The organism is Pseudomonas sp. GW821-FHT09C09, assembly GCF_059418105.1.
Genome location: NZ_JBWKPF010000004.1, coordinates 441,072 through 466,355 on the forward strand (window position 1 = coordinate 441,072; position 25,284 = coordinate 466,355).

General features: G+C 58.0%; 27 protein-coding genes, 1 tRNA gene and 4 pseudogenes. 15 read left to right on the forward strand and 17 right to left on the reverse strand.

Translation table 11 applies throughout. From position 1 onward, the window contains the following. Positions 1 to 126 precede the first annotated feature (126 nt). The 3 genes and pseudogenes from AC07NR_RS15490 to AC07NR_RS15500 form a co-directional block, all read right to left on the reverse strand. Complete coding sequence (locus AC07NR_RS15490; protein WP_495078889.1) at positions 127 to 2,577, reverse strand: TonB-dependent receptor; 2,451 nt, start codon at positions 2,575 to 2,577, stop codon at positions 127 to 129. A 122-nt stretch (positions 2,578 to 2,699) separates the two neighbouring features. Continuing rightward, positions 2,700 to 3,659, reverse strand: coding sequence for a FecR family protein (locus AC07NR_RS15495; protein WP_495078890.1), 960 nt, complete (start codon positions 3,657 to 3,659; stop codon positions 2,700 to 2,702). Between the two features lie 7 nt (positions 3,660 to 3,666). Continuing rightward, positions 3,667 to 4,161, reverse strand: a pseudogene (locus tag AC07NR_RS15500) (RNA polymerase sigma factor); the annotation flags it as partial. Between the two features lie 168 nt (positions 4,162 to 4,329). Here AC07NR_RS15500 and AC07NR_RS15505 point away from each other — a divergent pair. Next, on the forward strand, positions 4,330 to 4,641 hold the full coding sequence (locus AC07NR_RS15505; protein ID WP_495078891.1) for a hypothetical protein: 312 nt from the start codon (positions 4,330 to 4,332) through the stop codon (positions 4,639 to 4,641). A 43-nt stretch (positions 4,642 to 4,684) separates the two neighbouring features. Here the strand turns inward: AC07NR_RS15505 and AC07NR_RS15510 are convergent, their stop codons facing one another. Further along, positions 4,685 to 5,134, reverse strand: a complete 450-nt coding sequence (locus AC07NR_RS15510) for a carboxypeptidase regulatory-like domain-containing protein (protein WP_114881085.1) — start codon at positions 5,132 to 5,134, stop codon at positions 4,685 to 4,687. Between the two features lie 115 nt (positions 5,135 to 5,249). Between AC07NR_RS15510 and AC07NR_RS15515 the strand changes: the two genes are divergently transcribed. The 5 genes from AC07NR_RS15515 to AC07NR_RS15535 all read left to right on the forward strand — a co-directional run bounded on the left by AC07NR_RS15515 (position 5,250) and on the right by AC07NR_RS15535 (position 8,402). After that, positions 5,250 to 5,396: a hypothetical protein gene (locus tag AC07NR_RS15515; protein WP_423204704.1), complete on the forward strand. Its 147-nt coding sequence runs from the start codon at positions 5,250 to 5,252 to the stop codon at positions 5,394 to 5,396. Continuing rightward, positions 5,396 to 6,454 (forward strand): PDDEXK nuclease domain-containing protein, encoded by a 1,059-nt coding sequence (locus tag AC07NR_RS15520; protein WP_495078892.1) that lies wholly within the window; start codon positions 5,396 to 5,398, stop codon positions 6,452 to 6,454. Before AC07NR_RS15515 ends, AC07NR_RS15520 begins: the two co-directional genes overlap by 1 nt. Positions 6,455 to 6,523: 69 nt before the next feature. Then, positions 6,524 to 7,498, forward strand: coding sequence for an alpha/beta hydrolase family protein (locus AC07NR_RS15525; RefSeq protein ID WP_495078893.1), 975 nt, complete (start codon positions 6,524 to 6,526; stop codon positions 7,496 to 7,498). 31 nt (positions 7,499 to 7,529) lie between these two features. Beyond that, positions 7,530 to 7,943: a hypothetical protein gene (locus tag AC07NR_RS15530; protein WP_085712753.1), complete on the forward strand. Its 414-nt coding sequence runs from the start codon at positions 7,530 to 7,532 to the stop codon at positions 7,941 to 7,943. Positions 7,944 to 7,949: 6 nt separating this feature from the next. Beyond that, positions 7,950 to 8,402, forward strand: coding sequence for a hypothetical protein (locus tag AC07NR_RS15535; RefSeq protein ID WP_114881081.1), 453 nt, complete (start codon positions 7,950 to 7,952; stop codon positions 8,400 to 8,402). A 70-nt stretch (positions 8,403 to 8,472) separates the two neighbouring features. On the opposite strand, the gene gabP is transcribed toward AC07NR_RS15535, so the two are convergent. Further along, entirely contained in the window at positions 8,473 to 9,864 is a 1,392-nt protein-coding gene (gene gabP / locus AC07NR_RS15540) for a GABA permease (protein WP_134825169.1), read from the reverse strand. 551 nt (positions 9,865 to 10,415) lie between these two features. Here gabP and AC07NR_RS15545 point away from each other — a divergent pair. The 7 genes from AC07NR_RS15545 (at position 10,416) to AC07NR_RS15575 (ending at position 15,960) form a co-directional block, all read left to right on the forward strand. After that, positions 10,416 to 11,189, forward strand: coding sequence for an ABC transporter ATP-binding protein (locus AC07NR_RS15545; RefSeq protein WP_007897462.1), 774 nt, complete (start codon positions 10,416 to 10,418; stop codon positions 11,187 to 11,189). Positions 11,190 to 11,202: 13 nt separating this feature from the next. Continuing rightward, positions 11,203 to 11,952: an ABC transporter substrate-binding protein gene (locus AC07NR_RS15550; protein WP_085712750.1), complete on the forward strand. Its 750-nt coding sequence runs from the start codon at positions 11,203 to 11,205 to the stop codon at positions 11,950 to 11,952. A gap of 78 nt (positions 11,953 to 12,030) precedes the next feature. After that, a complete protein-coding gene (locus AC07NR_RS15555) occupies positions 12,031 to 12,726 on the forward strand; it encodes an ABC transporter permease (protein WP_495078894.1) in 696 nt (231 codons plus the stop codon). Continuing rightward, positions 12,723 to 13,412, forward strand: a complete 690-nt coding sequence (locus AC07NR_RS15560; protein ID WP_085712748.1) for an ABC transporter permease — start codon at positions 12,723 to 12,725, stop codon at positions 13,410 to 13,412. The genes AC07NR_RS15555 and AC07NR_RS15560 overlap by 4 nt, the downstream gene beginning before the upstream one ends. After that, positions 13,393 to 14,628, forward strand: a complete 1,236-nt coding sequence (locus AC07NR_RS15565) for a methyltransferase (RefSeq protein WP_495078895.1) — start codon at positions 13,393 to 13,395, stop codon at positions 14,626 to 14,628. Before AC07NR_RS15560 ends, AC07NR_RS15565 begins: the two co-directional genes overlap by 20 nt. A gap of 344 nt (positions 14,629 to 14,972) precedes the next feature. After that, complete coding sequence (locus AC07NR_RS15570; protein ID WP_495078896.1) at positions 14,973 to 15,809, forward strand: FkbM family methyltransferase; 837 nt, start codon at positions 14,973 to 14,975, stop codon at positions 15,807 to 15,809. A gap of 75 nt (positions 15,810 to 15,884) precedes the next feature. Then, positions 15,885 to 15,960, forward strand: a tRNA-Thr gene (locus tag AC07NR_RS15575). 236 nt (positions 15,961 to 16,196) lie between these two features. Here AC07NR_RS15575 and AC07NR_RS15580 read toward each other — a convergent pair. The 6 genes and pseudogenes from AC07NR_RS15580 to AC07NR_RS15605 form a co-directional block, all read right to left on the reverse strand. Then, positions 16,197 to 16,457, reverse strand: a pseudogene (locus tag AC07NR_RS15580) (type II toxin-antitoxin system RelE/ParE family toxin); the annotation flags it as partial. Between the two features lie 135 nt (positions 16,458 to 16,592). Continuing rightward, positions 16,593 to 17,210, reverse strand: coding sequence for a hypothetical protein (locus tag AC07NR_RS15585; RefSeq protein ID WP_495078897.1), 618 nt, complete (start codon positions 17,208 to 17,210; stop codon positions 16,593 to 16,595). A gap of 93 nt (positions 17,211 to 17,303) precedes the next feature. After that, on the reverse strand, positions 17,304 to 17,600 hold the full coding sequence (locus tag AC07NR_RS15590) for a hypothetical protein (RefSeq protein ID WP_495078898.1): 297 nt from the start codon (positions 17,598 to 17,600) through the stop codon (positions 17,304 to 17,306). A 977-nt stretch (positions 17,601 to 18,577) separates the two neighbouring features. Next, positions 18,578 to 18,903: pseudogene (locus AC07NR_RS15595) on the reverse strand (IS3 family transposase); the annotation flags it as partial. 6 nt (positions 18,904 to 18,909) lie between these two features. After that, positions 18,910 to 19,149: pseudogene (locus AC07NR_RS15600) on the reverse strand (type II toxin-antitoxin system RelB/DinJ family antitoxin). A gap of 371 nt (positions 19,150 to 19,520) precedes the next feature. Next, positions 19,521 to 19,946, reverse strand: coding sequence for a type II toxin-antitoxin system HicB family antitoxin (locus tag AC07NR_RS15605; RefSeq protein ID WP_495078899.1), 426 nt, complete (start codon positions 19,944 to 19,946; stop codon positions 19,521 to 19,523). Positions 19,947 to 20,458: 512 nt separating this feature from the next. On the opposite strand from AC07NR_RS15605, the gene AC07NR_RS15610 reads away from it, so the two are divergent. Further along, on the forward strand, positions 20,459 to 20,725 hold the full coding sequence (locus tag AC07NR_RS15610; protein WP_423204693.1) for a DUF3077 domain-containing protein: 267 nt from the start codon (positions 20,459 to 20,461) through the stop codon (positions 20,723 to 20,725). A 57-nt stretch (positions 20,726 to 20,782) separates the two neighbouring features. Here the strand turns inward: AC07NR_RS15610 and AC07NR_RS15615 are convergent, their stop codons facing one another. After that, complete coding sequence (locus tag AC07NR_RS15615; protein ID WP_423204692.1) at positions 20,783 to 21,493, reverse strand: SDR family NAD(P)-dependent oxidoreductase; 711 nt, start codon at positions 21,491 to 21,493, stop codon at positions 20,783 to 20,785. Between the two features lie 49 nt (positions 21,494 to 21,542). Beyond that, complete coding sequence (locus AC07NR_RS15620) at positions 21,543 to 21,761, reverse strand: tautomerase family protein (RefSeq protein ID WP_065257763.1); 219 nt, start codon at positions 21,759 to 21,761, stop codon at positions 21,543 to 21,545. 379 nt (positions 21,762 to 22,140) lie between these two features. On the opposite strand from AC07NR_RS15620, the gene AC07NR_RS15625 reads away from it, so the two are divergent. Beyond that, a complete protein-coding gene (locus AC07NR_RS15625) occupies positions 22,141 to 23,067 on the forward strand; it encodes a LysR family transcriptional regulator (RefSeq protein ID WP_085712740.1) in 927 nt (308 codons plus the stop codon). Here AC07NR_RS15625 and AC07NR_RS15630 read toward each other — a convergent pair. The 4 genes from AC07NR_RS15630 to AC07NR_RS15645 form a co-directional block, all read right to left on the reverse strand. Next, positions 22,984 to 23,301, reverse strand: coding sequence for an AzlD domain-containing protein (locus tag AC07NR_RS15630; protein WP_007952614.1), 318 nt, complete (start codon positions 23,299 to 23,301; stop codon positions 22,984 to 22,986). The two genes, AC07NR_RS15625 and AC07NR_RS15630, sit on opposite strands and share 84 nt — an antisense overlap. Then, complete coding sequence (locus AC07NR_RS15635) at positions 23,280 to 23,996, reverse strand: AzlC family ABC transporter permease (RefSeq protein ID WP_085608636.1); 717 nt, start codon at positions 23,994 to 23,996, stop codon at positions 23,280 to 23,282. The genes AC07NR_RS15630 and AC07NR_RS15635 overlap by 22 nt, the downstream gene beginning before the upstream one ends. Next, a complete protein-coding gene (locus AC07NR_RS15640; RefSeq protein WP_007952618.1) occupies positions 23,993 to 24,370 on the reverse strand; it encodes a GNAT family N-acetyltransferase in 378 nt (125 codons plus the stop codon). The genes AC07NR_RS15635 and AC07NR_RS15640 overlap by 4 nt, the downstream gene beginning before the upstream one ends. A gap of 79 nt (positions 24,371 to 24,449) precedes the next feature. After that, positions 24,450 to 25,196 carry a 2OG-Fe dioxygenase family protein gene (locus AC07NR_RS15645; RefSeq protein ID WP_114881035.1) on the reverse strand — a complete coding sequence of 249 codons (747 nt, stop codon included), beginning with the start codon at positions 25,194 to 25,196 and terminating at the stop codon, positions 24,450 to 24,452. Positions 25,197 to 25,284 lie beyond the last annotated feature (88 nt).

The window sequence follows — 25,284 nt, forward strand, 5'->3', positions numbered from 1 at the left end:
TGAATCGCAAGATTCAGGGTTTTTTTATGCCTGCGATTTGATGGCGGCGGAATCCGACCCATCTCGCAGCTCGAAAAGAACCCGCGATCCCTTTCCAGAGATCGCGGGTTTTGTCTTTTCAGCCGATCAGTAAGCCATCGACCAGCTCAACGTATACGTCCGCCCACGACCCTGATAGTCATACAGGTACGCCGGGCCGTAGGTCGGCGAGTAGAACAGCGTCGCCCGCTGCCCCCAGACCGTGCTGTATTGCTTGTCCAGCAGGTTCTGGATGCCGCCGCTGAAGGTGCCGAATTCGGTGTCGCGGCTGCTGAGCAGGTCGAAGGTGGTGTAGCCGCTGATCTTGTGGTCGGCATCGTCCTTGAGGGTGAAGGCGTGATTGCCTTGCAGGCGGGCGCTGGTACGGTCGCCCTTCCAGCCGACGAACGCGGTGGATTTCGACAGCGAAGCATAGCGGGCGTCGCGCTTGATCCAGCTGCCGTTGGCGCCCTCTTCTTCCGAACGCACCAGGTGCAGGGTGCTGCCCGCTTCCCAGCCGCTCTGGAAGTGTCGGGTCAGCGCACCTTCGAAACCGTAGTCGCGGCTCTTCTGGTCGATCACGTCGATGGTCAGGGTGGCGCTGTCAGTGGTGATGACTTTGTCCGACCAGATGTAATACAGCGCCGCCTGAGCGTCCCAGTCGCTGTCGGAGTAGCGCCAGCCGGTTTCCACCTGACGGCTCTTGATGCCGGCCAACGGGTTGTCAGCGACGCTCAGGCCCGGCTTGCCGTAAAATTTGGCGGGGTCCGGCAGATCGAAACCTTCGCCGTAGTTGACCCACACTTGATGACCGTTCTTGAAGTCGTAGATGGTGCCGAGGTTGTACAGGTTGACGGCGTAATCGTTGCTGCCGCCGGCGATGCCTTTGAAGTTGCCGACATCCACGTCCATTTGCTGACGGCGCATGCCGCCGGAGACGGTCAGGTTGTCCGTGGCGTACCAGTCGAGCTGGCCGTAACCGGATAGGCCATCGACGCGGTAGCTCGGATAGCGCGGTGCCTTGCTCAACGTATCCAGATCCAGCCCGCCGCTTTCCGAAGACACGCGCTGATCGAAGGTGCTCTGCTCGGCGTTGAAGCGCTCGCGATCCAGGTCCACGCCATAGGTGAACTTGAAGGATTGCCACTCCTTGGCGAACAGCGCCTTGAGGCTGCTGACCTCGAAGTTCTGTTGCGAAGCGGCGAAGTACACGCCCTTGGAACCCACCGGTTTGCCGGTGTTGTAGTAAGGGAACGGGTAGAAGTTGTTGTCTTCCTTGCGATACGACGCTTGCAGGTAGAAGTCCTGCCCCAGTACATCGCTGTGGTGGTAGTTGGCATTGAGCAGTACGCGTTTGGTGCGCGGATCGAGGTCGGTGGAGTAACCGCTGCGCAGTTCGGCGTCTTCCAGATTCGACGGCTTCTGGTATTTCAGGTTGGGAAAGTAGATGCCGGTGTCGCCGTTGTTACCCGAGTCGTAATACTGCGCCAGCAGATCGAGGGTCTGCTCGTCGTTGAAGCGCATCGCCAGGCTGCCCATGACGTCGATGGTGCGGTTGTATTGCAGGTCGGTCTGGGTGTTGTCGATGAAGATCTGGTCGCCAGCACCGTCGTAGAACGCCTTGTTCTGCTCGCCGGCAATTCCGAGGCGACCGCTGATATTGTCGTTGCCGCCGCTGACCGATTGCGCGATGCGCGTGGAGAGATCGTCACTGTTGTTGAAGCCGCTGCTGGCACCGATCTGGGTTTCGAATTGCGCCGGGCCCGGAGTGGCCTTCTTGGTGACGATGTTGATGATGCCGCCGGTGGCGCCACCGCCGTAAATCGCACTGGCACCGGACAGCACTTCGACGCGCTCGACGTTGAACGGCGAGATGCTGTCGAACTGGCGCGACAACCCGCGCGAGCTGTTCTGGCTGACGCCGTCGATCATCACCAGCACGTTGCGCCCGCGCATGTTCTGGCCGTAGTTGGTACGCCCTTCCGGCGCCAGGTCGAGGCCCGGCACCAGTTTGCCGATGGCCTCCTTGAGGCTGACACCGGTCTGCAGTTGTTCGCGCAACTGGGTCTGATCGACGACCCACACCGTACCGGGAATCTCACTGATGGCGGTGCTGGTGCGCGAAGCCACGCTGACCTCGATCGGCTTGAGCGTCATGGCATCCGCCGGTGCCTTTGCACGGCGGAGGATCACCGTCCGCGCGTCGCTGAATTCCCAGTTCATGCCGCTGCCGGCCAGCAGCGTCTGCAACGCCTGGGCAACGCTCATCGAACCGTTCAGCGCATCGGCCTGCACGCCTTCGACGTCGGCGGTGGTGTAGAGCAGGCGCAAGCCGGCCTGATCGGCAAATGCGGTCAGGGATTGATCGAGGGACTGGGAAGGCAACGAGAGCGTCACCTGGCGCTGTTGTGCGCCGGTTTCCTGCGCGACGCTGCTCCGGGGCTGTGCCTGCACCAGCGCGGAGCCGAACAGGCCGGCGATGATCGCCTGAGCCAACAGGGTCCGGTGCACGATGTTTCTGCCGTGGTTGCTGCGCGTCTGTGCCGACTGCTTGAACATACCTTTCACGTCTTCCTTCCCAGCCAAAATGAATGCGTCAATGAGAATGAGTTTCTTCTCAGTCCCACTACGACGATTCGGCAGGAAGGAACTTGCAGTCGCTTTATGAAAAAAGTTTCAGATCAGTGCAGCACCGCCAACCAGGGCAGGTAGGTGACCTTCAGCGGATAGCGTTGCTCTAGCGTTCGCAGCGAGCCTTGCGGGTCGTTCAGTTCGAACACACCGCTGACCGGCAGCGCCGCCAGTTCGCGGTCGGAGATCAGGATCCTGCCGTGCTGATAACGCTCCAGCTCGCCGATCACTTCGCCCAGCGGGCGCCCGTTGAAAATCAGCTTGCCGCGCTGCCAGGCCGTCAGACTTGCGGCGTCGACTTTTTGTCCGGCGAGCAGTGGCTGGCCGGGCTGATGCTCCAGTCGCTGATTGGCTTGCACCAGCATCGGCTGGTGCTGGCCGCTGAGCTGAACCTGACCGGTGCTGACCACCAGTGTCACGGCGTCACCCTCGCGGCGTACGCTGAAGGCTCCGCCACTGGCCTGCACACGCTCATCGCCTATGCGCACGACAAACGGCCGGGGATCGGATGCCGGTTCGAACAACGCTTCACCTTCGCGCAGGATCACGGTGCGCTCATCGTTGGAATAGGCCAGCGAAAACGCGCTGGCGCTGTTGAGGATGACCTGGCTGCCATCGGGCAGCGTTACGCGCTGCTGCTGGCCGACGCTGGTGTGATAGTCGGAGCTGAGCGCCGGCCATTGCTGCCAGCCTGTCACTCCGGCAATCGCCAGCACCACCGATGCAGCCAGCGCCGGCCACCAGTGCCTGCGCCGACGTGCAGCCGGGTGCGTTTTCGGGTGCTGCCTGGCGGTTGAAGTCTGGCCGATCATCGACCACAGCATCTGCGCCTCATCGGCCAGGGTTTGATGAACCGGACTTTCACTGCACCACTGCTGATAGGCGAGCCGATCGGCCGCAGTGGCCTTGCCCGAGTTGAGCAGCACCACCCAGTCGAGTGCGGTGTCTTCAAGGCTTTGCGAAGGGTCGGTCATGGCGGCATCGTGGCTGGAAAGGGAAAGGTCACGCATGGTTGGTCTTCAACCAGTCGCGACAGTGACGCAGGGCCTGGCCAATGTACTTGGCCACCATGCTTTCGGAGACGCCCAGTTCAACGGCGATTTGCGCCTGGGTCAAGCCTTCGAGGCGATTGAGCAGCAATGCCTGCCGCGCATTGGGCGACAACTGCTGCAGGGCGTCGTCGAGAATCCCCAGACGCTCCTTGGCCAGAAACGCCGCCTCCGGCGCGGGGGCAGGATCGACGACCTGGGAATATTCCAGATCGTCGCCGAGACTGCCGCTCAATCGCTGCTCGCGACGCAAAGTATCGATTGCCAGATTGCCCGCCACCCGGAAGATGAAACCACGGTCGTTGAGCACCGCCACCGACTCGTCGATGTTCAGCAGCTTCAGATAGGTTTCCTGCGCCACGTCGGCCGCTCGCTGCCGGTCGCTCATGCGTCGGGTCAGGTAATTCAGCAAGTCGTCGTAGTGTTCCTGAAAACTCAGCAACAGGCGGGGGGCTGGCGGCATCGAGGGGCGAGTCCGGGTTCGTTTGACTGAGCCAATGTGATCCTTTCACGGGCGTTAATGAGAAACAGTATCAATCATTGAACGATGAGTTTTCAACGCTGACGGGTTTCGGTCACCGCGGATCCGCGCTACTTTGGCCGCCCCTTACGGAAGAGGGTCATCACGTCGATGAACCAGAAACGAACCCGCGTCCCCCTGCCCCATCCGCCACCTTATCGGCAGAGCCGGACTTCATTCTGGCTGACCCTGCTTGTCGGGCTGTTGATCACGTTCGCCATTGGCGCGTCGATCTACCTGATCATCGACAGCCTGATCAGTGGCTCGATTACGACGACGAACCGCGGCCCGCGCACAACTTTCCTCCGGGATCTGCAACCGCGCCGGTACTGGTTCGAAGTCGTGTGGCAAAGCCTCATCCCCCTGATGCTGGTGAGCGTTGCGCTGTTCGGCTTACGGATCTACCGGAAAGTGCGCAAGTGATCGCGAAGGACGGGATTCAGGGCAAATCCCGTCCTTACCGACGCTATTGATGCCAGTCCCAATGGAACACCAGATTGCTGGCTGCACCACTGCCGACATTGGCAACGTCCCGGCGCACCTCGCCATTGCGGGTAGCGACCACGGTGTATTTGCCCGGAGGCAACTGTGCATAAACCAGAGGCCCGATCTGGTTCAGATTAAGCACCGGTTGCCCCGTCGCTTTCTGCACAACGAGGTCGACGTCCGAGGTGTACAGATTTTGCGCACCGACCGCGAAGGTCATGTGCAAGTTGTAACCAGCGGACTGTTGAATCGCCCGCGACTCGTCCAGGCCAATCCCGCCGGACAGATAATTAATCCCGTTCTGCTGTTGCTGCTGGACTTGCACGCCGGCGCTTTCGATAGGCTCGGCACTCGTGGCCTGTGCCATGAGCGGAAACATCAGAATCGCCACAGCGGCGACGGGCAACATGAGTGAAGTGACGCGTTTCATGATGAGTACTCCCGGGTTCTCGCAGAACCCAATCGTTACTCCTGTTTAGATTTTACGATGCGGGGCTGGTTTTAGATTGATTGGGAGTTGTCCTGGGTGCGAAAAGGACTACGCGTTGTATTCCCCAATCAATGCCGTCTTCGGTCAGTTCCCGCAAAAACCGTTCACCCTTCCTTCAGTTGAACCAGACATGGCCGGCATCGCCAAGCCGTGGGTTATTGGCATGCTCTCGCTTCTGTTTCTCCTGAGCCGGAAGACCTGATGAGCCAACTTGAACCTGCTGATACGCAAGATCCGAAACTCGATTCGTTACTGGGCAACCTCGGTGACTTGATACGTGAAGCGCGAAAGAAAGTATTGCGAACGGTCGACACGATTCAGGTCCAGACCTGCTGGCAGATCGGGCGGCATATTGTCGAGTTTGAACAACAGGGGGCCCGGCGGGCCGGGTATGGAAAGTTTTTACTGGCCACATTGGCGAAAGGGCTGACTACAGACTTTGGAAAAGGCTTTGACGTAACCAACCTTCGAAAAATGCGGCAGTTTTATCAGCTCTTTCCAATTCGAGACGCACTGCGTCTCGAATTGAGCTGGACCCATTACCGCAGGATTTTGCAGGTCGAAAGCGAATCAGCCCGGCAGTGGTACATGAACGAATCCGCCTCGCAAAACTGGTCAAGCCGCGCTCTGGATCGGCAGATCAACACGCTCTACTACGAACGTCTGTTGATGAGCAGAGACAGGACCGACGTCTATGCAGAGGCAGCCACCAACATCGCCGCGATGAAAAACAATCCCCGTGAATTCATCCGCGATCCTGTCCTTCTGGAGTTTCTCGGCCTGCCCTCACCGGGCAAGCTTCAGGAATCCGAACTGGAACAGGCCTTGATCGATCAGCTCCAGGGTTTTCTCCTCGAACTGGGCAAGGGCTTCGCCTTTGTCGGTCGCCAGCAACGCATCAGCGCCGGCGACGATGATTTTTACATCGACCTGGTGTTCTACAACTATCTGCTCAAATGTTTCGTCATCATTGACCTCAAGCGCGGCAAACTCAGTGCTCGGGACGTCGGGCAGATGGACATGTACATCCGTATGTACGACGACCTCAAACGCAGCGAGGGTGACGGGCCCACAGTCGGGATCATTCTCTGTGCGCAACAGAATGAATCGGTTGCGCACTATTCGATGCTCAAGGGCAATGAACAACTGTTCGCCAGCAGCTACAAACTGGTGCTGCCGAGCGAAGATGAATTGCGAGCGGAATTGAATCGTGAACAGCTTCAACTCGAAGAGCGCCTGCGCAATCAGGCGAGTGAATAAACACTGACGGATTGTTCACGAGAGCTGCCGAGACTATCGTTGGCAGCTACTTCGCGAAGGTCGAGAGCCATGGGTTTTCAAGAGACGCACGCACTGGAAAATGCTCAGGACAGAGTCGCCCTCACAGGCGAAGTTCAGGACGAACCCTTCCGGGAGCCCGCCGCCGACGGTTATGTTCTTGGCGGGTTCACCTGGCGCCACGCTTCACCTGACCCACAGCGCCCGGTTGTGATCATCAACGCCGCCACCTCGGTGCGTTGCCGTCACTATTCGCGCTTTGCCGCTTACCTGTTCGCCCACAATTTCGATGTGATCATCTTCGACTACCGGGGTATTGGTGAGTCGCGGCCGAAGTCGATGAGGCATTTGCAGGCCTCGTGGACGGATTGGGGAGCACTGGATTTCGAGGCGATGCTCAATCGCGCTCAGCGGGAGTTTCCCGGCCAGCCGATCGATGTGGTCGGGCACAGCTTCGGCGGTTGTGCGGCGGGGCTCGGCGCTTCCGGATCAGCGATCCGACGATTGGTAACCGTCGGCGCTCAGTTCGCCTACTGGCGTGATTACGCCCCGGAACATCGCTGGCGCATGTTCGGCAAATGGCATTTGCTGATGCCCCTGCTGACGCTGTTTTGCGGTTACTTCCCCGGCAAGCGTCTTGGCTGGCTGGAGGACACGCCCGCTGGTGTGGTGCGCGACTGGAGCACGCCTGCCCCGCGGTATGAACGGCGTCCGAGCGGTCGGGCGATGTTGGCGAAAAACGGCCATCTGCCCTTCGCCAACGTCCGCGCAAACACCCTGGCGCTCAGCATCAGCGACGATCCTTACGGAACCATTCCGGCAACCGAACGCCTGCTCGATTACTTCCACAACGCGCAAAAGACCCACCTGCGAATCGAACCGCAGGACATCGGCGAACAAGAAGTCGGACATTTCGCCTTTTTTCGCAGCGCATACCAAGCCACACTATGGCCCATCGCGCTGACCTGGCTGCAAACCGGCGCACTGGCCCCCGATACACCGGGGCGGCAAGTGCCGCGCAGTTGAGTCCCCTCCAACGCATCACGGAACACACACCATGGCTTCCGCCAACAAGCAGCAAAAACGCGCCGCCCGGGCCAAGACCAAGGCCAAGCAGAACCGCACCAAACGCGCCGAGGCACCGGTCGAGCTGGACCCGAACGACGACCGCATCGATTTCGAATCGGTGGACCTGACCGAACTGTTCAAGAAAATGATCGACGCCGAGAAGATCAGCCAGCAGGCCATGTGCACCGCGTTCCTCGAGGACCCGTTACTGGAGCTGGTGTACGAGCAGGAAGGCGAAGAAGGCGCGATGGATTTCATCCTCGCCGCCCTGATCGAGTACCGCCAGTGGTCCACCGAGACCGACGAAGCCGGTGCCCTGGCGTGGATCGAGTCGCCTGATTTCCAGAAAGACTATGTGGCCGCGTCCGACGCGATCGCCGCGCAAACCCAACAGAAAGACTGAGTTCCCATGGCATCCCTGAACAAACAGCAGAAACGCGCCAAACGCGCCAAGGCCAAAGCCAAGCAGATCCGCATGGTCGGCCGCAAACCTCTGGCCCTGGACGATGACCACGGTCACCTGGCCGAGCCGATCCCGGAATACACCCTGGCGATGTTCAGCAAAATGCGCGACGCCGAAGCCGTCAGCCGCGACGACATGCTGCTGACCCTGCTGCGGGAACTGGCGTTCATCATCGTCGACCATCCTGAACTGCTGGACATGGAAAACGCCGACGACGAAGGCATGGCTGCGACTCACCTGGCCGCCGACATGCTGATCGACTATCGCATGTGGGCCGATGGCATGGATCGCGAGACAGCCCAGGCCTGGCTGAGCGAGCCGCAGTTCATCACCGACTTCGGGAAGGCACTGGACACCTACGGCCAGTCGCTCGAAACGCAGGAAGAAAAAAGCGAATAAACCTCGCCCGCAAACAAAAACGGCCGCTTGTCATCGCTGACAGCGGCCGTTCTGCATTACGCGATACGGATCAGTTCAACACCACCGCACCACGGTTTTCTGCCTTGCGACGACGCGCCACGAGCATGCCGGTCGCGACAACCACCAGGCTCAGCAGGCCGGTCGCGAGGATTTCCACGCGGTGGGCTTCCTGGAACAGCATGATGGTCAGGGCGGCCACGATGAACACGATCACCGCGTAGGTCAGGCCCGGGAACAGCCACATGCTGAAGACGATTTTCTCGCCGCGAGCCATGCGTTGTTTACGCATGCGCAGCTGCGAAACCGCGATCACCAGGTACACCAGCAGCGCGATGGCGCCGGAGCTGGCCAGCAGGAACTCGAACACCGCAGCCGGGGCCACGTAGTTGGCGAAGGTGCACAGGAACGCCGCGCCAGTGGACAGCATCACCGCCCAGTAAGGCGTGCCGCTCTTGTTGGTGCGAGTTGCCATGGCAGGAGCATCGCCACGCTTGCCGAGGGAGAACAGCATGCGCGAAGAGGTGTACAGCGCCGAGTTCAGGCAGCTGGTCACAGCAACCAGAACCACGATGTCGACGATCATCTTGGCGTTAGGGATGCCCATGCGCTCAAGCACAGTCTGGTAGGAGCCAAGGCTGGCCAGCGCTGGATCATTCCATGGCACCAGGGCTACGACGATGAAGATCGATACGAGGTAGAACAAACCGATCCGCCAGATCACCGAGTTGGTGGCCTTGGAAATCTGCTTGCCCGGGTTCTTCGATTCCGCGGCCGCGATGGTCACGATCTCGGTACCCATGAAGGAGAACATGGTGGTCAGGATCGCGCCCAATACAGCGCCCAGGCCGTTTGGCAGGAAGCCTTGAGTGTCGAAGATGTGCGAAACGCCGCTCACCTGGCTGTTCGGCAGGAAGCCGAAAATCGCCGCCACACCCAGAATGATGAAACCGATGATCGCCACGACTTTGAGCAGGGCGAACCAGAATTCGAACTCACCGTAGTTTTTCACGCTGAACAGGTTGGTCACGGTCAGCAGCATGGTGATGATCAGCGCGAAGGCCCAGATTTCCACACTCGGGAACCAGGCGTGCAGGATGGTCGCGGCGGCGTTGGCCTCCAGCGGGATCACCAATACCCAGAACCACCAGTAGAGCCAGCCGATGGTGAAACCGGCCCAGTGACCGATGGCGCGGTCGGCGTAAGTCGAGAAGGAGCCGGTGTCCGGCGAGGCAACAGCCATTTCGCCGAGCATGCGCATGACCAGCACAACCAGCATGCCGGCAGCGGCATAGGCCAGCAGCACGGCCGGGCCGGCAGCGGCGATCGCGTGGCCGGAGCCGACGAACAGACCTGCACCGATCACACCGGCGATCGACAGCATGGTCACATGACGCGGTTTGAGCCCCTGTTCGAGGCCATTGGAGCTTGGGGTACTGCTCATTGAAACTACCTTTGCGAGGAAAGCGATTGCGTCCGGCCCGTCTGGCGTTCCTTCTCGTAAAAAGAATCCAACGGGGCGTTCCAGATTCTGCACGCAATAATTGCGCCAAAATGTTTCAAAGTCTTCTGGCCCGCGGTTTTTAGCGCGACCGGACGGTCATCGCAAGTCCTTGAGAATACTGGCCTTTCGCCAAAGCGTTACCCTGCGACTCACTTTTCAAACGAACGAGCGCACCAGAAACACACTGAAAAAGTGCGGGATGCACAATAAAAGGGCGAATGAGGAACGTTCGGCCGGATAGCGCTTCCAACACCCCGCCAAAGGTGGCAACATCGCGCCTTTTTTTACGCGACACCCACGGGAATCAACGTTCAAACGCCCGTTCGGTTGTTGACGGGGCGACAGTCTGCTGCGCTGATGCGACAACCTGCCACACGCCATCCGTTTACCGCTCGTAGCGCTGTTGGCTGCCATTGAAACGCTATGCTAGCTTGGCCGCCTCGCCAGGAAGGCCACCAACAGCTGGAGCGCAACATATATGAGGAACGCACATGGCTGAGGCCACGCCCGCGCTTGAAATCCGCAACCTGCACAAACGCTACGGACAGCTTGAGGTGCTCAAAGGCATCTCGCTGACCGCCCGCGACGGCGATGTGATCTCGATCCTCGGTTCCTCCGGTTCCGGCAAGTCCACGTTCCTGCGTTGCATCAACCTGTTGGAGAACCCGCACCAGGGCCAGATCCTGGTTGCCGGCGAAGAACTCAAGCTCAAGGCCGCCAAGAATGGCGAGCTGGTTGCCGCCGACGGCAAGCAGATCAACCGCCTGCGCTCCGAGATTGGTTTTGTGTTTCAAAACTTTAATCTGTGGCCGCACATGAGCGTGCTCGACAACATCATCGAAGCCCCGCGCCGCGTGCTCGGCCAGAGCAAGGCCGAAGCCATCGAAGTCGCCGAAGCCCTGCTGGCCAAGGTCGGCATCGCCGACAAGCGCCACGCCTACCCTGCGCAACTGTCGGGCGGTCAGCAACAGCGCGCGGCGATTGCCCGCACGCTGGCGATGCAGCCCAAGGTGATCCTGTTCGACGAGCCCACCTCCGCCCTTGACCCGGAAATGGTCCAGGAAGTACTTAATGTCATCCGCGCATTGGCCGAAGAAGGCCGCACCATGCTGCTCGTGACCCACGAAATGGGGTTCGCCCGTCAGGTGTCCAGTGAAGTGGTGTTCCTCCACCAGGGCCTGGTCGAAGAGCAAGGATCGCCACAGCAGGTGTTCGAAAACCCGCTTTCGGCGCGCTGCAAACAATTCATGTCCAGCAACCGCTAACGGAGCTACCCGCATGCAGAACTACAAAAAGGTCTTCCTGGCCGCCGCCGTCTCCCTGGCGTTCAGCGCCGGCGCCATGGCCGAGACCCTGAAGATGGGCATCGAAGCCGCTTACCCGCCGTTCAACAATAAAGACGCCAGCGGCCAGGTTGTTGGCTTCGACAAAGACATCGGCGACGCCCTGTGCGCCAAGATGAAAGTCGAGTGCAGCGTCGTGACTTCCGACTGGGACGGCATCATCCCGGCCCTGAACGCCAAGAAGTTCGACTTCCTGATTTCCTCGCTGTCGATCACCGACGAGCGCAAGGGTGCGGTGGACTTCACCGACCCGTACTACTCGAACAAGCTGCAGTTCATCGCGCCGAAAAACGTCGACTTCAAAACCGACAAGGACGCGCTCAAAGGCAAGATCATCGGCACGCAACGCGCGACCCTGGCCGGCACCTGGCTTGAAGACACCTACGGTAGCGATATCCAGGTCAAACTCTATGACACTCAGGAAAACGCCTACCTCGACCTGACTTCCGGTCGTGTCGACGCGATCCTCGCCGACAAGTACGCCAACTATGACTGGCTGAAAACCGATGCCGGCAAGAACTACGAGTTCAAGGGCGACCCGGTCGTGGAAAGCGACAAGATCGGCATCGCCGTGCGCAAAGGTGACCCGCTGCGTGAGAAGCTGAACGCCGCATTGAAGGAAATCGTCGCCGACGGTACCTACAAGAAGATCAACGACAAGTACTTCCCGTTCAGCATCTACTGATCCTGACGTGCGGGACCTGCGCCGTGATCCGACGGTGCAGGCTCCCGGCCTTGCCTGCCGCGATTTGAAAAGAAATCCATGATTATCGACCTCTACGGATTCGGCCCGGCGCTCGCCGCCGGCGCGCTGATGACCGTCAAACTGGCACTCACGGCCCTGTGCCTCGGGCTGGTGCTCGGTCTGCTCGGCGCCCTGGCCAAGACTTCCCCGTACAAGCCGCTGCAATGGCTTGGCGGCACTTATTCGACCCTGGTGCGCGGCGTCCCGGAATTGCTCTGGGTGCTGTTGATCTACTTCGGTACGGTCAACGCCATGCGCGCGCTCGGAGAGTTCTTCGGCAATCCCGAACTGGAACTTAGCGCCTTCGCCGCCGGCGTCATCGCGCTGGGCCTGTGCTTCGGCGCCTACGCCACGGAAGTGTTGCGCGGCGCGATCCTCGCCATTCCCAAGGGCCACCGTGAGGCCGGCGTGGCCCTGGGCCTGTCGAAATGGCGGATCTTCACCAGGCTGATCATGCCGCAGATGTGGCGCATCGCCCTGCCCGGTCTGGGTAACCTGTTCATGATCCTGATGAAGGACACCGCGCTGGTATCGGTCATCGGCCTGGAAGAGATCATGCGTCACGCGCAGATCGGCGTAACGGTGTCCAAACAACCATTCACCTTTTATATGGTCGCCGCCCTCATGTACCTGTGCCTGACGGTGCTCGCGATGACCGGCATGCACTTTCTGGAAAAACGCGCCGCCCGCGGCTTCGCGAGGAGCGCTCAATGAACTGGGAAGTCATCATCAAGTGGCTGCCGAAACTGGCGCAGGGCGCGACCCTGACCCTGGAACTGGTGGCCATCGCCGTCATCGCCGGTCTGCTGCTGGCAATCCCGCTGGGCATCGCCCGCTCGTCGAAGCTGTGGTATGTGCGCTCGCTGCCCTACGCCTACATCTTCTTTTTCCGTGGCACGCCGTTGCTGGTTCAACTGTTTCTGGTCTATTACGGCCTGGCGCAGTTCGACGCGGTGCGCAGCAGCGCGCTGTGGCCATACCTGCGCGATCCGTTCTGGTGCGCGACCGCGACCATGACCCTGCACACTGCGGCGTACATCGCCGAGATCCTGCGCGGCGCGATCCAGGCGATTCCGCCGGGCGAAATCGAAGCGGCGCGGGCACTGGGCATGTCCCGGCCGAAAGCGCTGTTCTACATCATCTTGCCGCGCGCCGCCCGCATCGGCCTGCCGGCCTACAGCAACGAAGTGATCCTGATGCTCAAGGCCAGCGCCCTGGCCAGCACCGTGACTTTGTTGGAACTGACCGGCATGGCGCGCACGATCATTGCCCGCACTTACCTGCCGGTGGAGATCTTCTTCGCTGCCGGCTTGTTCTATCTGGTGATGGCCTACGTGCTGGTTCGCGGTTTCAAATTGCTGGAACGCTGGCTGCGCGTCGATGCGTGCCAGGGACGCTGATTCTTCTTACGTGCTGACGGGCGAGGCCTTACTCGCCCGTTTCACCGCACTGGATACATTTCTCACAGCACATCATGCGCTGTGGAAGCCTCGCCCGTTTACTCATCTGCAACTTCCCTGGGAAGCGTCCTGCCCGGAGCTGGCTTCGTGGCTACGCGGGCGCTCACTGGAAGAAGCGGAAAACGCTCACAACAACCCTGCCGAACTCTTGAGTGCGCCGGAGCCGTTTGCTTCATTGGCGGCGTTGTCGCTTGAGCTGAGTGTGGTGGGTGAGTTGCCCGCACACTCACTGGAAGCTGCCAACCATCGCCTGAATGTCGATGTACCGGGGCGCAAATGGCAGCAGATCGAGGCGTTCGCCAGCCGCTTGTCGTTTGCCTCACAACCGAAGCACTGGCTGGATTGGTGTTCAGGCAAAGGCCATTTGGGGCGGCGCCTGCTCGGCGCTGGTCAGCAGCTCACCTGCCTGGAGTATGACCCGGTGCTGGTCGCCAGCGGTCAGGCGCTGAGCGAGCGTCATCACCTGCATGCGCTGCATGTCGAACAGGATGTGCTCGCGGCGGACACGGCTTTATTGCTGAACAGCGAACACACGCCTGTTGCCCTGCACGCTTGCGGCGATCTGCATGTGCGGCTGATGCAACTGGCTTCGGCGGCCGGCTGCCGACAATTGGCGATCGCACCGTGTTGCTATAACCGGATCAGTCGTACTGAATATCAGGCGTTGTCCTGCGCCGGTTCGCGATCAGCCCTACAGCTCTCGCTGGAAGATCTGTCGCTGCCGATGAGCGAAACCGTCACCGCCGGCGCCCGCGTCCGACGTCAACGCGACACCTCCATGGCCCGCAGACTGGCTTTCGATTTGCTGCAACGGCAAGTACGCGGCATCGACGAATACCTGCCGACACCTTCCCTGCCGAGCGCATGGCTGGAAAAACCGTTCGCCGACTTCTGCCGCGACCTGGCAGCGTTGAAAGAGTTATCCACAATCGGCGAGCAGGATTGGCCGGCACTGGAAACCGCCGGTTGGCAGCGATTGGCCGAAGTTCGCAACCTGGAACTGCTGCGCGGACTGTTCCGACGGCCGTTGGAACTTTGGCTGAATCTTGATCGGGCACTTTTCCTCACCGAGCAGGGATACGTTGTACGTCTCGGCACCTTCTGCGAAGCGCCGCTCACACCGCGCAATTTCCTGCTACTGGCGGAACGCGCTTAATTCTTCACATCCTGTGGATAACTCTGTTGATGGAATTCTCGTGGATCCAATATCCACGCCTGTTTCAAGCCATTAACAGCCTTGGTCATTTTTTGTTCACATGAATAAAAAACCGGTAAAACAGGGATTTGCGATTCAAATGAGAACCCGTCCACAAAATCCTCTCTAAGCCCGCCTTCTTCAAAGCCCGTTGTGCATAAGCCCCCAAGCAAAAGGACATAACCGCCGAATCACGGACGCAGGGAACGGAAAATTGCACCTGCCAACCACCCTTGCTATACAGGCTCACACCGTGCCGGCAGCGCACGCACGAACAAGAAGAACCTGACCGACAGGGAGCGACCGTGACGTTCATCTCTTACGCACAGAATTTCGAAGACATCCGCCTGTGGCGCGCCCTTAAATTCTTCGAGAATGGCTTCTATATAGATGTCGGCGCCAACGACCCGACCCACGATTCGGTGACCAAGGCGTTCTATGATCGCGGCTGGAGCGGCATCAACGTCGAGCCGATGCAGAACTTCCACGACGCCCTGCGCCAGCAACGCCCCCGCGACACCACGCTGCAATGCATCGCCAGCGATGAACCCGGCGAAGTGACCTTCTACGGCATTCCCGGCACCGGCCTGTCCACCGCCGACCCGGTCACCGCCCAGGAGCGTCGCGACCTTGGCCTCGATGTGCGCAGCCTCACCGTCAAGGCCCGCACCCTGACCTCGATCTGCGAAGAACACGTCGCCGGCCGCGAAATCCACTTCCTGAAAATCGACGTCGAAGGCCACGAAGAAACCGTGCTGCGCGGCATGGACTTCGTCCGCTTCCGCCCGTGGATCATCCTCATCGAAACCCCGTTCGAACGCGACCACACCTGGGAACACCTGATCACCGACGCGGGCTACACCAACGTCTGCTTCGACGGCCTCAACAGCTACTTTCTGGCCGACGAACACCTGAACCTCAAACCCGCCTTCGACATGCCGCCCTGCCAGCTCGACAACTTCCAGCTATGCCTCGGCCACCCCTTCGCCCACCCTGTCAGCCCCGGCGAAGCCGACGCCCTGGCGCAAATCAGCGCCGCCACGCAGCGCGCCGAACACGCCGAAGCCCAACTGCGCGCCCTCCAGAACAACCGCGTCTGGCGAGCGATCCAGAAACTGCGCAACGTCCTGCGCCGAGCCTGATCGACGCCCGCGCAAAAATAGTCAGAATTCAGGGGTTTACAGAACCAACCCAGTCGCTATAATCGTCGCCCACACGCCGGTATAGCTCAGATGGTAGAGCAACTGACTTGTAATCAGTAGGTCCCGGGTTCGATTCCTGGTGCCGGCACCATACAAAACAAAGCCCCTGCAGAAATGCAGGGGCTTTGTTGTTTCTGGGGTTTGGAGAATGCTCTTGCCGCAATGGGGAGTTTTTTGCGCTGGACTTCGGTATCCGGTGATCGCCACCACGCTCTATAGAACACTGACAATAGATCGAAAAATAAATCGATCGAAAAATAAATCTGTCGTCTTTTCTAGCTATGAACGTGCTCCGCCAGTTGCAGGTTCATGGAGCGCTTACGATTAATTGGTCGTTTTCACGAAGGAATGCAGCACAACGACCATGTCTGCGAATTTGGCCAAATAGACGCACCGAAATGCAGGGCTGCCGTTGATGATGAGCTCAATCGCCCTAGTCCCAACCGACTCCGTTAGCGACTTGACCGGCCGTTCAGGATCCTGCCCATACTGAATGCGACACAGGTCTTTGCCAAAGTCGTCTTGAACATCCTCTGCCCTCACAGCAAGAAAACGTTCGTCTGGTGCCAACCGCTTCCAAAGTGCGATATTTATGGGCGCTGGGATAGGAATAATATTTTCAGACGTACATTACCGCGCGAACCAAAAAAATCAATACCGCCTAACCTTTGAGTTCAGGGCCGGCTGGGAAAGTGGCGCCCCATTCAGCGATTTTTAGGCTTTTCATTTCCCAATTAGTTTCCCTGCAGACCAGATAATAAAGTCCAATTTCTTATTCTGACTAATTATATTAGCGTATCTTGGAAACACCTTATCAAATAGCTGAAATATTTCATCAAGCGATCCGTCTGAAATTATTTTCTCGTAGTCAGCTGATAATTCGGAGTAGAATTTCAAAAGATGATCAACTCTTTCGTCTACAGGCTTACCAGACAAAGGCGCTCTGTAGCCGTACATCTTTGCCACTTCAGAATCATAGATTGGCAATGAAACATTGACGGTGTTCGCAAGTTTTGTGACGAATGAAAACTGCAAACTCACCGATCCCTTTCTGTTCCTAATCTCATACAGATCCATGCAAATATTTTTGATATTTGGCTGGCTTGACCTAGAAGCCTCAAGGCGCTCAAAATATTTTTCCTTGAACTCGTCAGTTAGCCCTGCATTGTCTAAACGGTAGAAAGATCGGAATACAAACTGAAAAACCTTGTTATCAATAGCGGACTGTCCCTCCCACTGCTCTTGAAGAAAGCAGTAAACTGCCAACGACTCCTCTTGAAGATTTCCGATTATCTGGGTAGATGATGCGTTTATTTTTTTTGTATCTAGACCAATAGTCATGAGAAAAACCTAGCAATTAAGCAAACGGGCAGAAAAGCACAGTTTTTGGCTGTCCAACGAACGAAACGAACAGTTTCGTCAGACGGATAAAGATTAAGCAGGCTCCCCTACACTTTCTTCGTCCTCTGACTCCACCTCATCGTTTGGATCAGCAGGAAAAGGGCCAAGGAGGCGCTCAGTGATGAGATGCCAAGCTTCTATATAACGCTGCTTGTCCTTAACTTTTATCCAAAACATATAGCGACTCATCGGGCGCTCAAGATAAGAGGCAACATCCGAGAAGGGAACAATAAATACTTCAGGATGTGGATTCCTGATAGAGCTCGGGGTGCCCTTTAAGTTCACGAAAGCATAAAAATTGACGCCCCTTTGAGCGTCTTCCCCTTGCATCCAACGTCCCATTCCCACCTGTTTTTATCTTTATTCTTGTCTCTCTTAAAAACACGACGGGCGCTACTGGAAGTTTTTACCTGTATTGATATTGAACCATTCCCACCTACATCGCCGACCATCAAGTCTATAACAGGCGAACCGCCTCTAGTCAGAGTCGTCGGATAACCCATTGCCGAGAGCTTATAGGCCACATAATGCTCGCCAGCAGCGCCCGTTAATGAAGTTGCGCGCTTTGACATATATCCATTAACCTTTAATATTCTGTCGCACACAGCATAGGCGCACAGCTTGCTACGCGCCCTACGCATGTTTTTTTCATGCCACGGGTTAAGCACACACTCGAACGGGGCAACTTATAGATTGAGCTACTTAATTAAGCTCCATTCATTCCGACCGCAATCGGGGCAGTCGAATCTTTCCGACACGAATTTTGTTATCTCATCGGAGAATGCTAGCATCGCCACACCGCCCGCAACGATTGCCACGCAGATAGCTAAGGCAAATCCAGTGCCCGCAAAAAGGTAAGCAATCCAAGCGTACCCTCCAAATCCCACCATACCTCCGCCTAGCACTTTGAAGAAAAACTCTTTATTCGCTTCTTCTTCGTAACCGCAACACTTGCATTTAATTCTTGGCATTTACAAACCTATAATTGAATTGCGCGATTAGCACGCATTAAAAATATCATGTCACATGAGTTTCTTAACATAGACATCAGATGGTGAATAAGCCCCCTGACGGGACGGGTGGGCAACACTCCTTGTCATTTTCGTGCTCCCTTTACGTTGCGGGTTTCGCAGACAGGATGACCGCTTCGGGGAGTTATACACCCTGGGCGGCAAGACCAAGCTGCCTGACCAGACTCATGATCGAGTTCGCGTCAGACACTACTCCACTCACACCTAGCGAGTCTATTGCGAAGGTGGTTGCCATCCTCGGCAGCAGAATCAGTCCGTTTGTTCTCGACGGGCCTCGATGCCCAGAAACTGATAAGCCCCGGCAATACTCAGCCCTGCGGCTTGATCTTGTGAGAGGACTTGTCGGATCGCTTTTTTAAGACCGATACGCCGTAGTCATTTTTCAGGGCATCAACAACGGTCTCGAAGAACTGAGCCTTCTGGTTCATCAACTCAAGCTACTACTCAAGCTCTTTGATCCGCTGCTCTGGAGTGAGCGTTTTTGGAAGCGGACATCGCACAGCGCCTTTCGGGCCGGATCGACACCCCTTGACTCCAATCCTACCGACCATGCTTACGCACCATATCAGGACCGTCGACCGCCCCCAGATGCGATATCGAACTCAAGGCTATAGGTCATCCAGCGAAACCTTCACTCGCTGAGGGCCGGCAAGGCGCTCGCGAATGGTCGCTAGCAGCGCCTCATCCTCTTCGGTCATGAGCACAGGTTTAAAAGGCAACTGCCCGCGCTCGGCGACTTACTGCAAGGCTTGGCGCGTGAGCTCGGAGGGCGTAACACCCAAGCGCTCAAGCTCACGATAGGCTCGGATTTTAAGATCGTCGTCGATACGAACATTGATGGACTCCATAATGGCTTACTCACCGTAATGACAATTGTCTTTACAGCGGCGTAATTCTGGGCAGCAGACAAGTGGCTTATGGGCACAAACCGACGAAGGACAAGGCCGTTGCACGCCGATTCGATTCCACAAATAGCCATAAAGTGCTGATTTATTTATAGCTACGTAACGAGGTACGACCCAAAATCCACCAAATTCCAGTCCCGCGAATCCTCTGCCCTCACAGCCAAAAACCGTTCGTCTGGTGCCGGCGCCATACAAAACGAAGCCCCTGCAGAAATGCAAGGGCTTCGTTGTTTCTGGGGTTTGGTTTTCCACTCCTAATGCCCACTCCCGAAAGCTATAGCTGTCGGGAACGCTCCATCATTCGGTTGTGGAATCTACGCAGCCTCAACCGAAAGCAAAATCCGCCGCCCAAGCTGCTGCAATGCACGCTCGACATTCTCGATTTTGGAGTGATGCAGGAAATCGACTAACCGATCTACCTGGGGCCGTTGCACCCCCAAACGTTGTGCCAGTTCAGCTTTGCTAACCCCAGACTCCAAAAGCGTATTCCACAGCCCAACCTTTGCGGCAGTCAATGCAGGCAGACGCAAAACAGCGTCACTTTCCTGCTCTCCCGCATCACCTGTCGGAATCAACCGGCGATCATCAACGTAGATCGACAAGGCTGTTTCCATTGCATCAATAGCACCGTCGAGTACTTCCTCAAGAGTGTCGCCAGCGGCGTGCATCTCTGGAATTTCTGCGCAGGACAACCAGACACTGCCCGGTTCCTCGTGGACTTCCAACGCATATTCGAACATCGCGTTTCCTCTCATTGGGGTACAACTGGGTCCAACTGCATGCCGAAATTCGATGTCGCTCTCGCACATCACTCGGCATTTCGGTAGAGCGACCGTGCAACATATTTGTTACTCAAACAACATAAGTGTTGCGTGCGAGTATGTCGGCCTCCTCGCCACCACCTGGCCACGATTGCGCTCAATCCTCCCCCACGCTACCTTCAAACCCGTCGCTGCCAATTCAGCGACCGGGCCTGAGAACCCGCGTAAGATGCAGGCGCACCAGCGCCCCAACCCACGTTTGCCGGCGCTTTTTTATGCCTGCAATTCCGTGTAATGGCGGCTGTGCGTGGGAGGCCTTCGGGTCTGCCGGGTTCCTGTATCTCCGGTTTCTCAGCCTGCGCATAGCTGCCACCCTTTCGCCTGAGAACGAAGTGGCAGCGCTCATTTGATACAGGGAGTTTCACAAATGATTAGCATCGATCCGTCCAAAGTCTGCCCCTTCCACCAACCAGCCAACGGTAGGTGAAGCCATGACCAATCCCCACGATCTGAAAACCCTCGGCCTCACCCACTTTTCCTTCCAGTCCAACCACGCCCTCTTCCGCACCAACCCCGGCGTCCCGGTCGTCACCGCCCTCTCCCACGCCTCGCATCTGCTGCATATTTCCAAACTGCTTACCTCAGATACCTCTGCCGCCAACGACCCGGAACTCCATGCCTGCGCCTCGCAATACTTGCAGGAGTTGAGCAAGGCGCTGGTCGATGACGCGGTCAAAGTGTTGAGCCCAGCCCCATAAACCGTCGCCCACAAAAAGCCCTCGCATCTACGCAAGGGCTTTGTGTTACCGGATCAATCAGTGCCCGGCGCTCTGCCCACCATCCACATGCAGAATCTCGCCGGTCACAAAGTTCGCGTTATCGAGATACACCACCGCCTGCGCAATATCGTCGATCTCGCCCATGTGCCCAACCGGATGCAGCGCACCCAGTGCCGCGTGGGTTTCCGCGCCATGCATCGGCGTCTTGATGATGCCCGGTGATACTGCGTTCACCCGGATTCCGCGTTTGGCGTATTCGATGGCCAGGGATTTGGTGGCGGCGTTGAGGCCGCCCTTGGTCAGCGAAGCGAGGACCGAGGGCACGCCTTCGATGGCGTGGTCGACCAGGCTGGTGGTGATGTTGACCACGTGGCCCTTGCCCTGTTTTTCCATCTCGGCGATGGCCAGTTGGGTGATGTAGAAGAAGCCGCTGAGGTTGACCGACAGCACCGCCGCGTAGTCTTCCGGGGTGTAGGCGGTGAACGGTTTGGCGACGAAGATGCCGGCGTTGTTGACCAGGGTGTCGATGCTGCCGAAGCGTGCCACGCCTTCGCTGATCACGCGCTTTGCGGTGGCCGGGTCGCCGATGTCGCCAGCGATGGTCAGGATCTGCGGGTCGTTCGACGGTTTGATCGAGCGCGAAGTGGCGACGATGTTGTAGCCCAGCTCACGGAAGGCCTTGACCATGCCTTCGCCCAGACCTTGGGAAGCACCGGTGATAACGACGGTTTTTTTCGAGTGGCTCATGATGAAATCCTCAACAGATTGATGGTGATCGACAAGACAGCGGGCGCGGTCAGGACTGATTCCGCTCCGCCAGTTGCCGGCGGTATTCGGTGGTGGTGATACCGGCGTAGCCCCAGTTATCGGTGTCGACTTCTTCGATCACGATGTGGGTCAGGTCCGGGCGTTTGTTGAGGACGCGTTCCAGGGTCTCAGTGATTTCGGCGATAACCTGAGCTTTTTGCTCACGGGTAACACCGTCGCGGGTGATGCGTACGCTGACAAATGGCATGACGACGACTCCAGTGACCTGCCCTCGGGATGATGGTCAGGTGTTGGAGCTCAATTTAGGCGTGAGCCGGGAGGGGAAAAAGTAGGGGTGGGGTACTTCGTTTGTGAGGTGGTGTAATGAATAGTCTGTAAAAATCGCGCCAAAATTCCTTTGAAAATCCGCCCAAACGCACTCAAACCGTGCACTTTTTTTGACCCCAATCACCCCCGCGTCACCAAAAACCCCGATCCTGTGTCAGCCTCCAGCCATCGGCGGGGACATCAATTCGCTACTAATTGCGCGACAACTATGCTCAGGTACAGGAATATAGCCGGCAAATGGAGCCGTTCAGGCCGTCACGTACACAACAATACCCAGCCCACTTCAGAGGGCATTACCCATGGATAGCAGAACCTTACGCAACCTCATGCGCATCGTGCAGACCGGCTCCTTGTCGGCCGCAGCCGAGCATTCGTGCCTGACCGTGCAGGCCCTGGCCGCGCAGTTGAACAAGGTCGAAGAACAGTTCGGTTTCCGCTTGTTTCGCCGTTCCAACAAAGGTTTGACGCTGACGCCGCAAGGCACCGAGCTGACGCCTTATATGGACAGAGTGCTGATTGCCACGCGGCAGATGGAAGAGAAAGTCGAAGCATTGAAGGTGCCGGGACAGCGCACGTTGAAAGTGGCGTTGAACACCACGCTGGACCCGGACTTCAACCGGCGATTGATCGGACGCCTGATCGATGTGTTCCCCGACTACCAGATGGAATTCAGCTACGCCGAGTCGATGGAAAATCTCAGCAAGCTGAAGAACGAAGACTTCGACCTCGCGGTGCTGATCGGCCCGCAGCGTCCGGGTTTGCCAAGCATTGTCCTGCCTGAAGTGCAGGTGCAGGTGGTCGGCGCGCACTGCGGTCAGGAGAACGATCCGCTGACGTTGCTTGGCAACAAGTTTCAGGTGCGTCCTGCAGAAGATTGCCCGTATTCCCACAGCTTTTTGCGTTTTCTCGACGCCGGGCTGGGCAATCACGAGAACAGTCAGCGGACGATTTATTCCTGCAGCGAAACGCTGACCCTGTCGCTCATCACGCAGATGGACGCCGTCGGCATGGTCTCTCGCGAGGCCGCGCAGAAGAACGGCCTGACGATTTTCCCCGGGTTCGAGGATTTCCTCGAAGTGCGCCTGGCGGTGAACAACCCGGATCTGTCCGGCCAGGCGTTGAACGACGTGGTCGATCTGCCGCTACATGAACGAGCCGAGCGCAATGTACGCAGCCGTCCCAACCGCCACACTGAGAAAGAGGTTTTTGCTGAAATACGCACATAACAGCGTCGGAATCGCTGCATAGAATTCCGGGCGATCGAGCTGTATGTGCTGATCCTTGATCAACAAGGGTGTCAGGCTGATCGCAGCGACGATCGCCACCGGCAGGTATTCCAGCGCCCGGGCGACGAAGGGTGGCCAGTGCTCGGTGTTGACCTGCAATGGCAAGGCCCGTGGCAGGAAGGTCACGGCCATCATCAGCGCGACCACCAGAATCAGGAACGTTTGGTCAGGCATACACCTACTCCGCAGCCCACAAACGTGGCGATGAAAACGTTGAACGGCGAGCTGCCAACCAGGCTCAGCGCGCCCATGCAGACCACTGCGGCCAGGGCGGCGATGAGTTTGTTGCGGGTGTTGCACAGCGAGACCAGCACGTAGAGCATCATCGCGGTCAGCGCATAGTCGAGCTGGTATTTGATCAGGTGCGAGGCGTACTGCGCGCACAGGGCGCCGAGCAATCCGCCAATCACCCAGGAGGTGTGGCAGAACAGGTTGAAGCCGATCAGATAACGGATGTTCACCGGCGCACCGGTGCCGAGCTTGACGCTGTGGAAGGCGAACGATTCATCGGTCAGGCCGCCGGCATAGCACCAGCGCTCCATGCGGCTCAGGCCCAGCGCCCGCAGGGCCTTCGCCATGTAGACCGACATCAGCATGTGCCGCGCATTGATCAGAAATGTAGTCAGCACGATGGTAGTCAGCGACGCACCGCTGCTGATCAGCGCCAGCGCCGCGAATTGCGAAGCCCCGGCATACACGAACAGACACATTGCCACCGGCAACCACAACGGCAGCCCGGCGTTGACCGCCATCAGCCCGAACACGAACGACACGGTGAAATAACCGGCCACCACCGGGCTGGCTTCGGCAAACGTGCGCGACGGCTGACGGTCGACCATCAGCGGCGCACTGCCGGATGTTTCATTCATAGATCCCTCTCAAATGTCCGTTCGCCGTGAGGTTCACAGAAACCCTGGGCAGTCCAGAAACGCTTGCCCGCGAGGTTAGCATCATCGACGAACAGGAACATCCGCAGCACACCGACCCGTTTCATATCGGCCGACGCCGCCTCCACCAGACGCTGGCCGACGCCCTGGCTGCGATAGCGCAGGCTGACCGCCAGATGGTTGATGGTGCCGCGACTGCCGAGCATGCCGCCCAGCACCGCCCCGACGATCTCGCCTTCAACATCGAAGGCCAGATACGCCGTGGTGGTTTTCTGGATCAGCACGCCGCGCAGGCACTTGGCGTCCTGCCATTCACAGAACGATACTTCGTCGAACTGGCGGAAGAAACGCTCCATGCGCTGCGCGTCCTTGGCCGTCGCGCGCCGCAGCACCACCGGCGTCGAGCATTCGACGCCGTCTATTTGGGTGATCTGATTAGCGAACAATGTCGAAAGCGGTCCCGGGCCGCGAGAAGGAAATCGCCAGAATCTGCCGGTACGCCATGGCATGGGAATGGGTGTTGCGCGCCGGTGTCACGTAGTGGCGCATGTCGCGGTCGAGGAAGTAAGTGGTGTCGAGGATTTCCTGGTAGGTGGTCGACGCCAGTTGCTGCTCGTGAATGTCGTACAGGCGGCTTTCGGCACCCTCGACATTGTTGCGACCCCAGAAGTGCACACCGCTGAACGGGTAACCGTCGCAGTGAATGCCTTCCGGCGTGATTTCCAGTTGTTTGCCCGGTTTGATCTCGATGCGGATCTGATGGATCTGGCATTGCCAGATTTCATCATGCAGCTCTTCCGGCAACACGCTTTTGTACACTTCGAAATCAGTGTCGATCAGACTGCGCATCACAGGCGATTCGATGACTTCGTCCGAGAAGTCCTGGAAGTGTCGCACCACTCCGCCCACGTAGGCGTTGTTTTCCTTCGACTGCACGTATGCGCGGTGTTCCAGCTGCTTCAGCTCGCGCGTCTTGGGGTTGTATTCAAAGTCGCTGTAACGACGGTAACGCATGCCGGCTTCGGCCTGACCGTAGTAACTGTCAGGCTCCATGTTTTCCCAACTTTTGGTCAGTCTGACGAAGTCGGCGAAATGACCGTAGAGATTGAAGTCAGCACCCTGCACATTGGCGTACTTGTCGCGCCGTAGCGATTCGCCCACTTCTCTGGTTAAAACGATCATTACCAAATTCTCCGCTGCATTGAGCGGCCTAATCTATTAGGTGGAGAATTTGCGTCCATGAGAAAAAATTTCAGGCATTTAAAGCCCT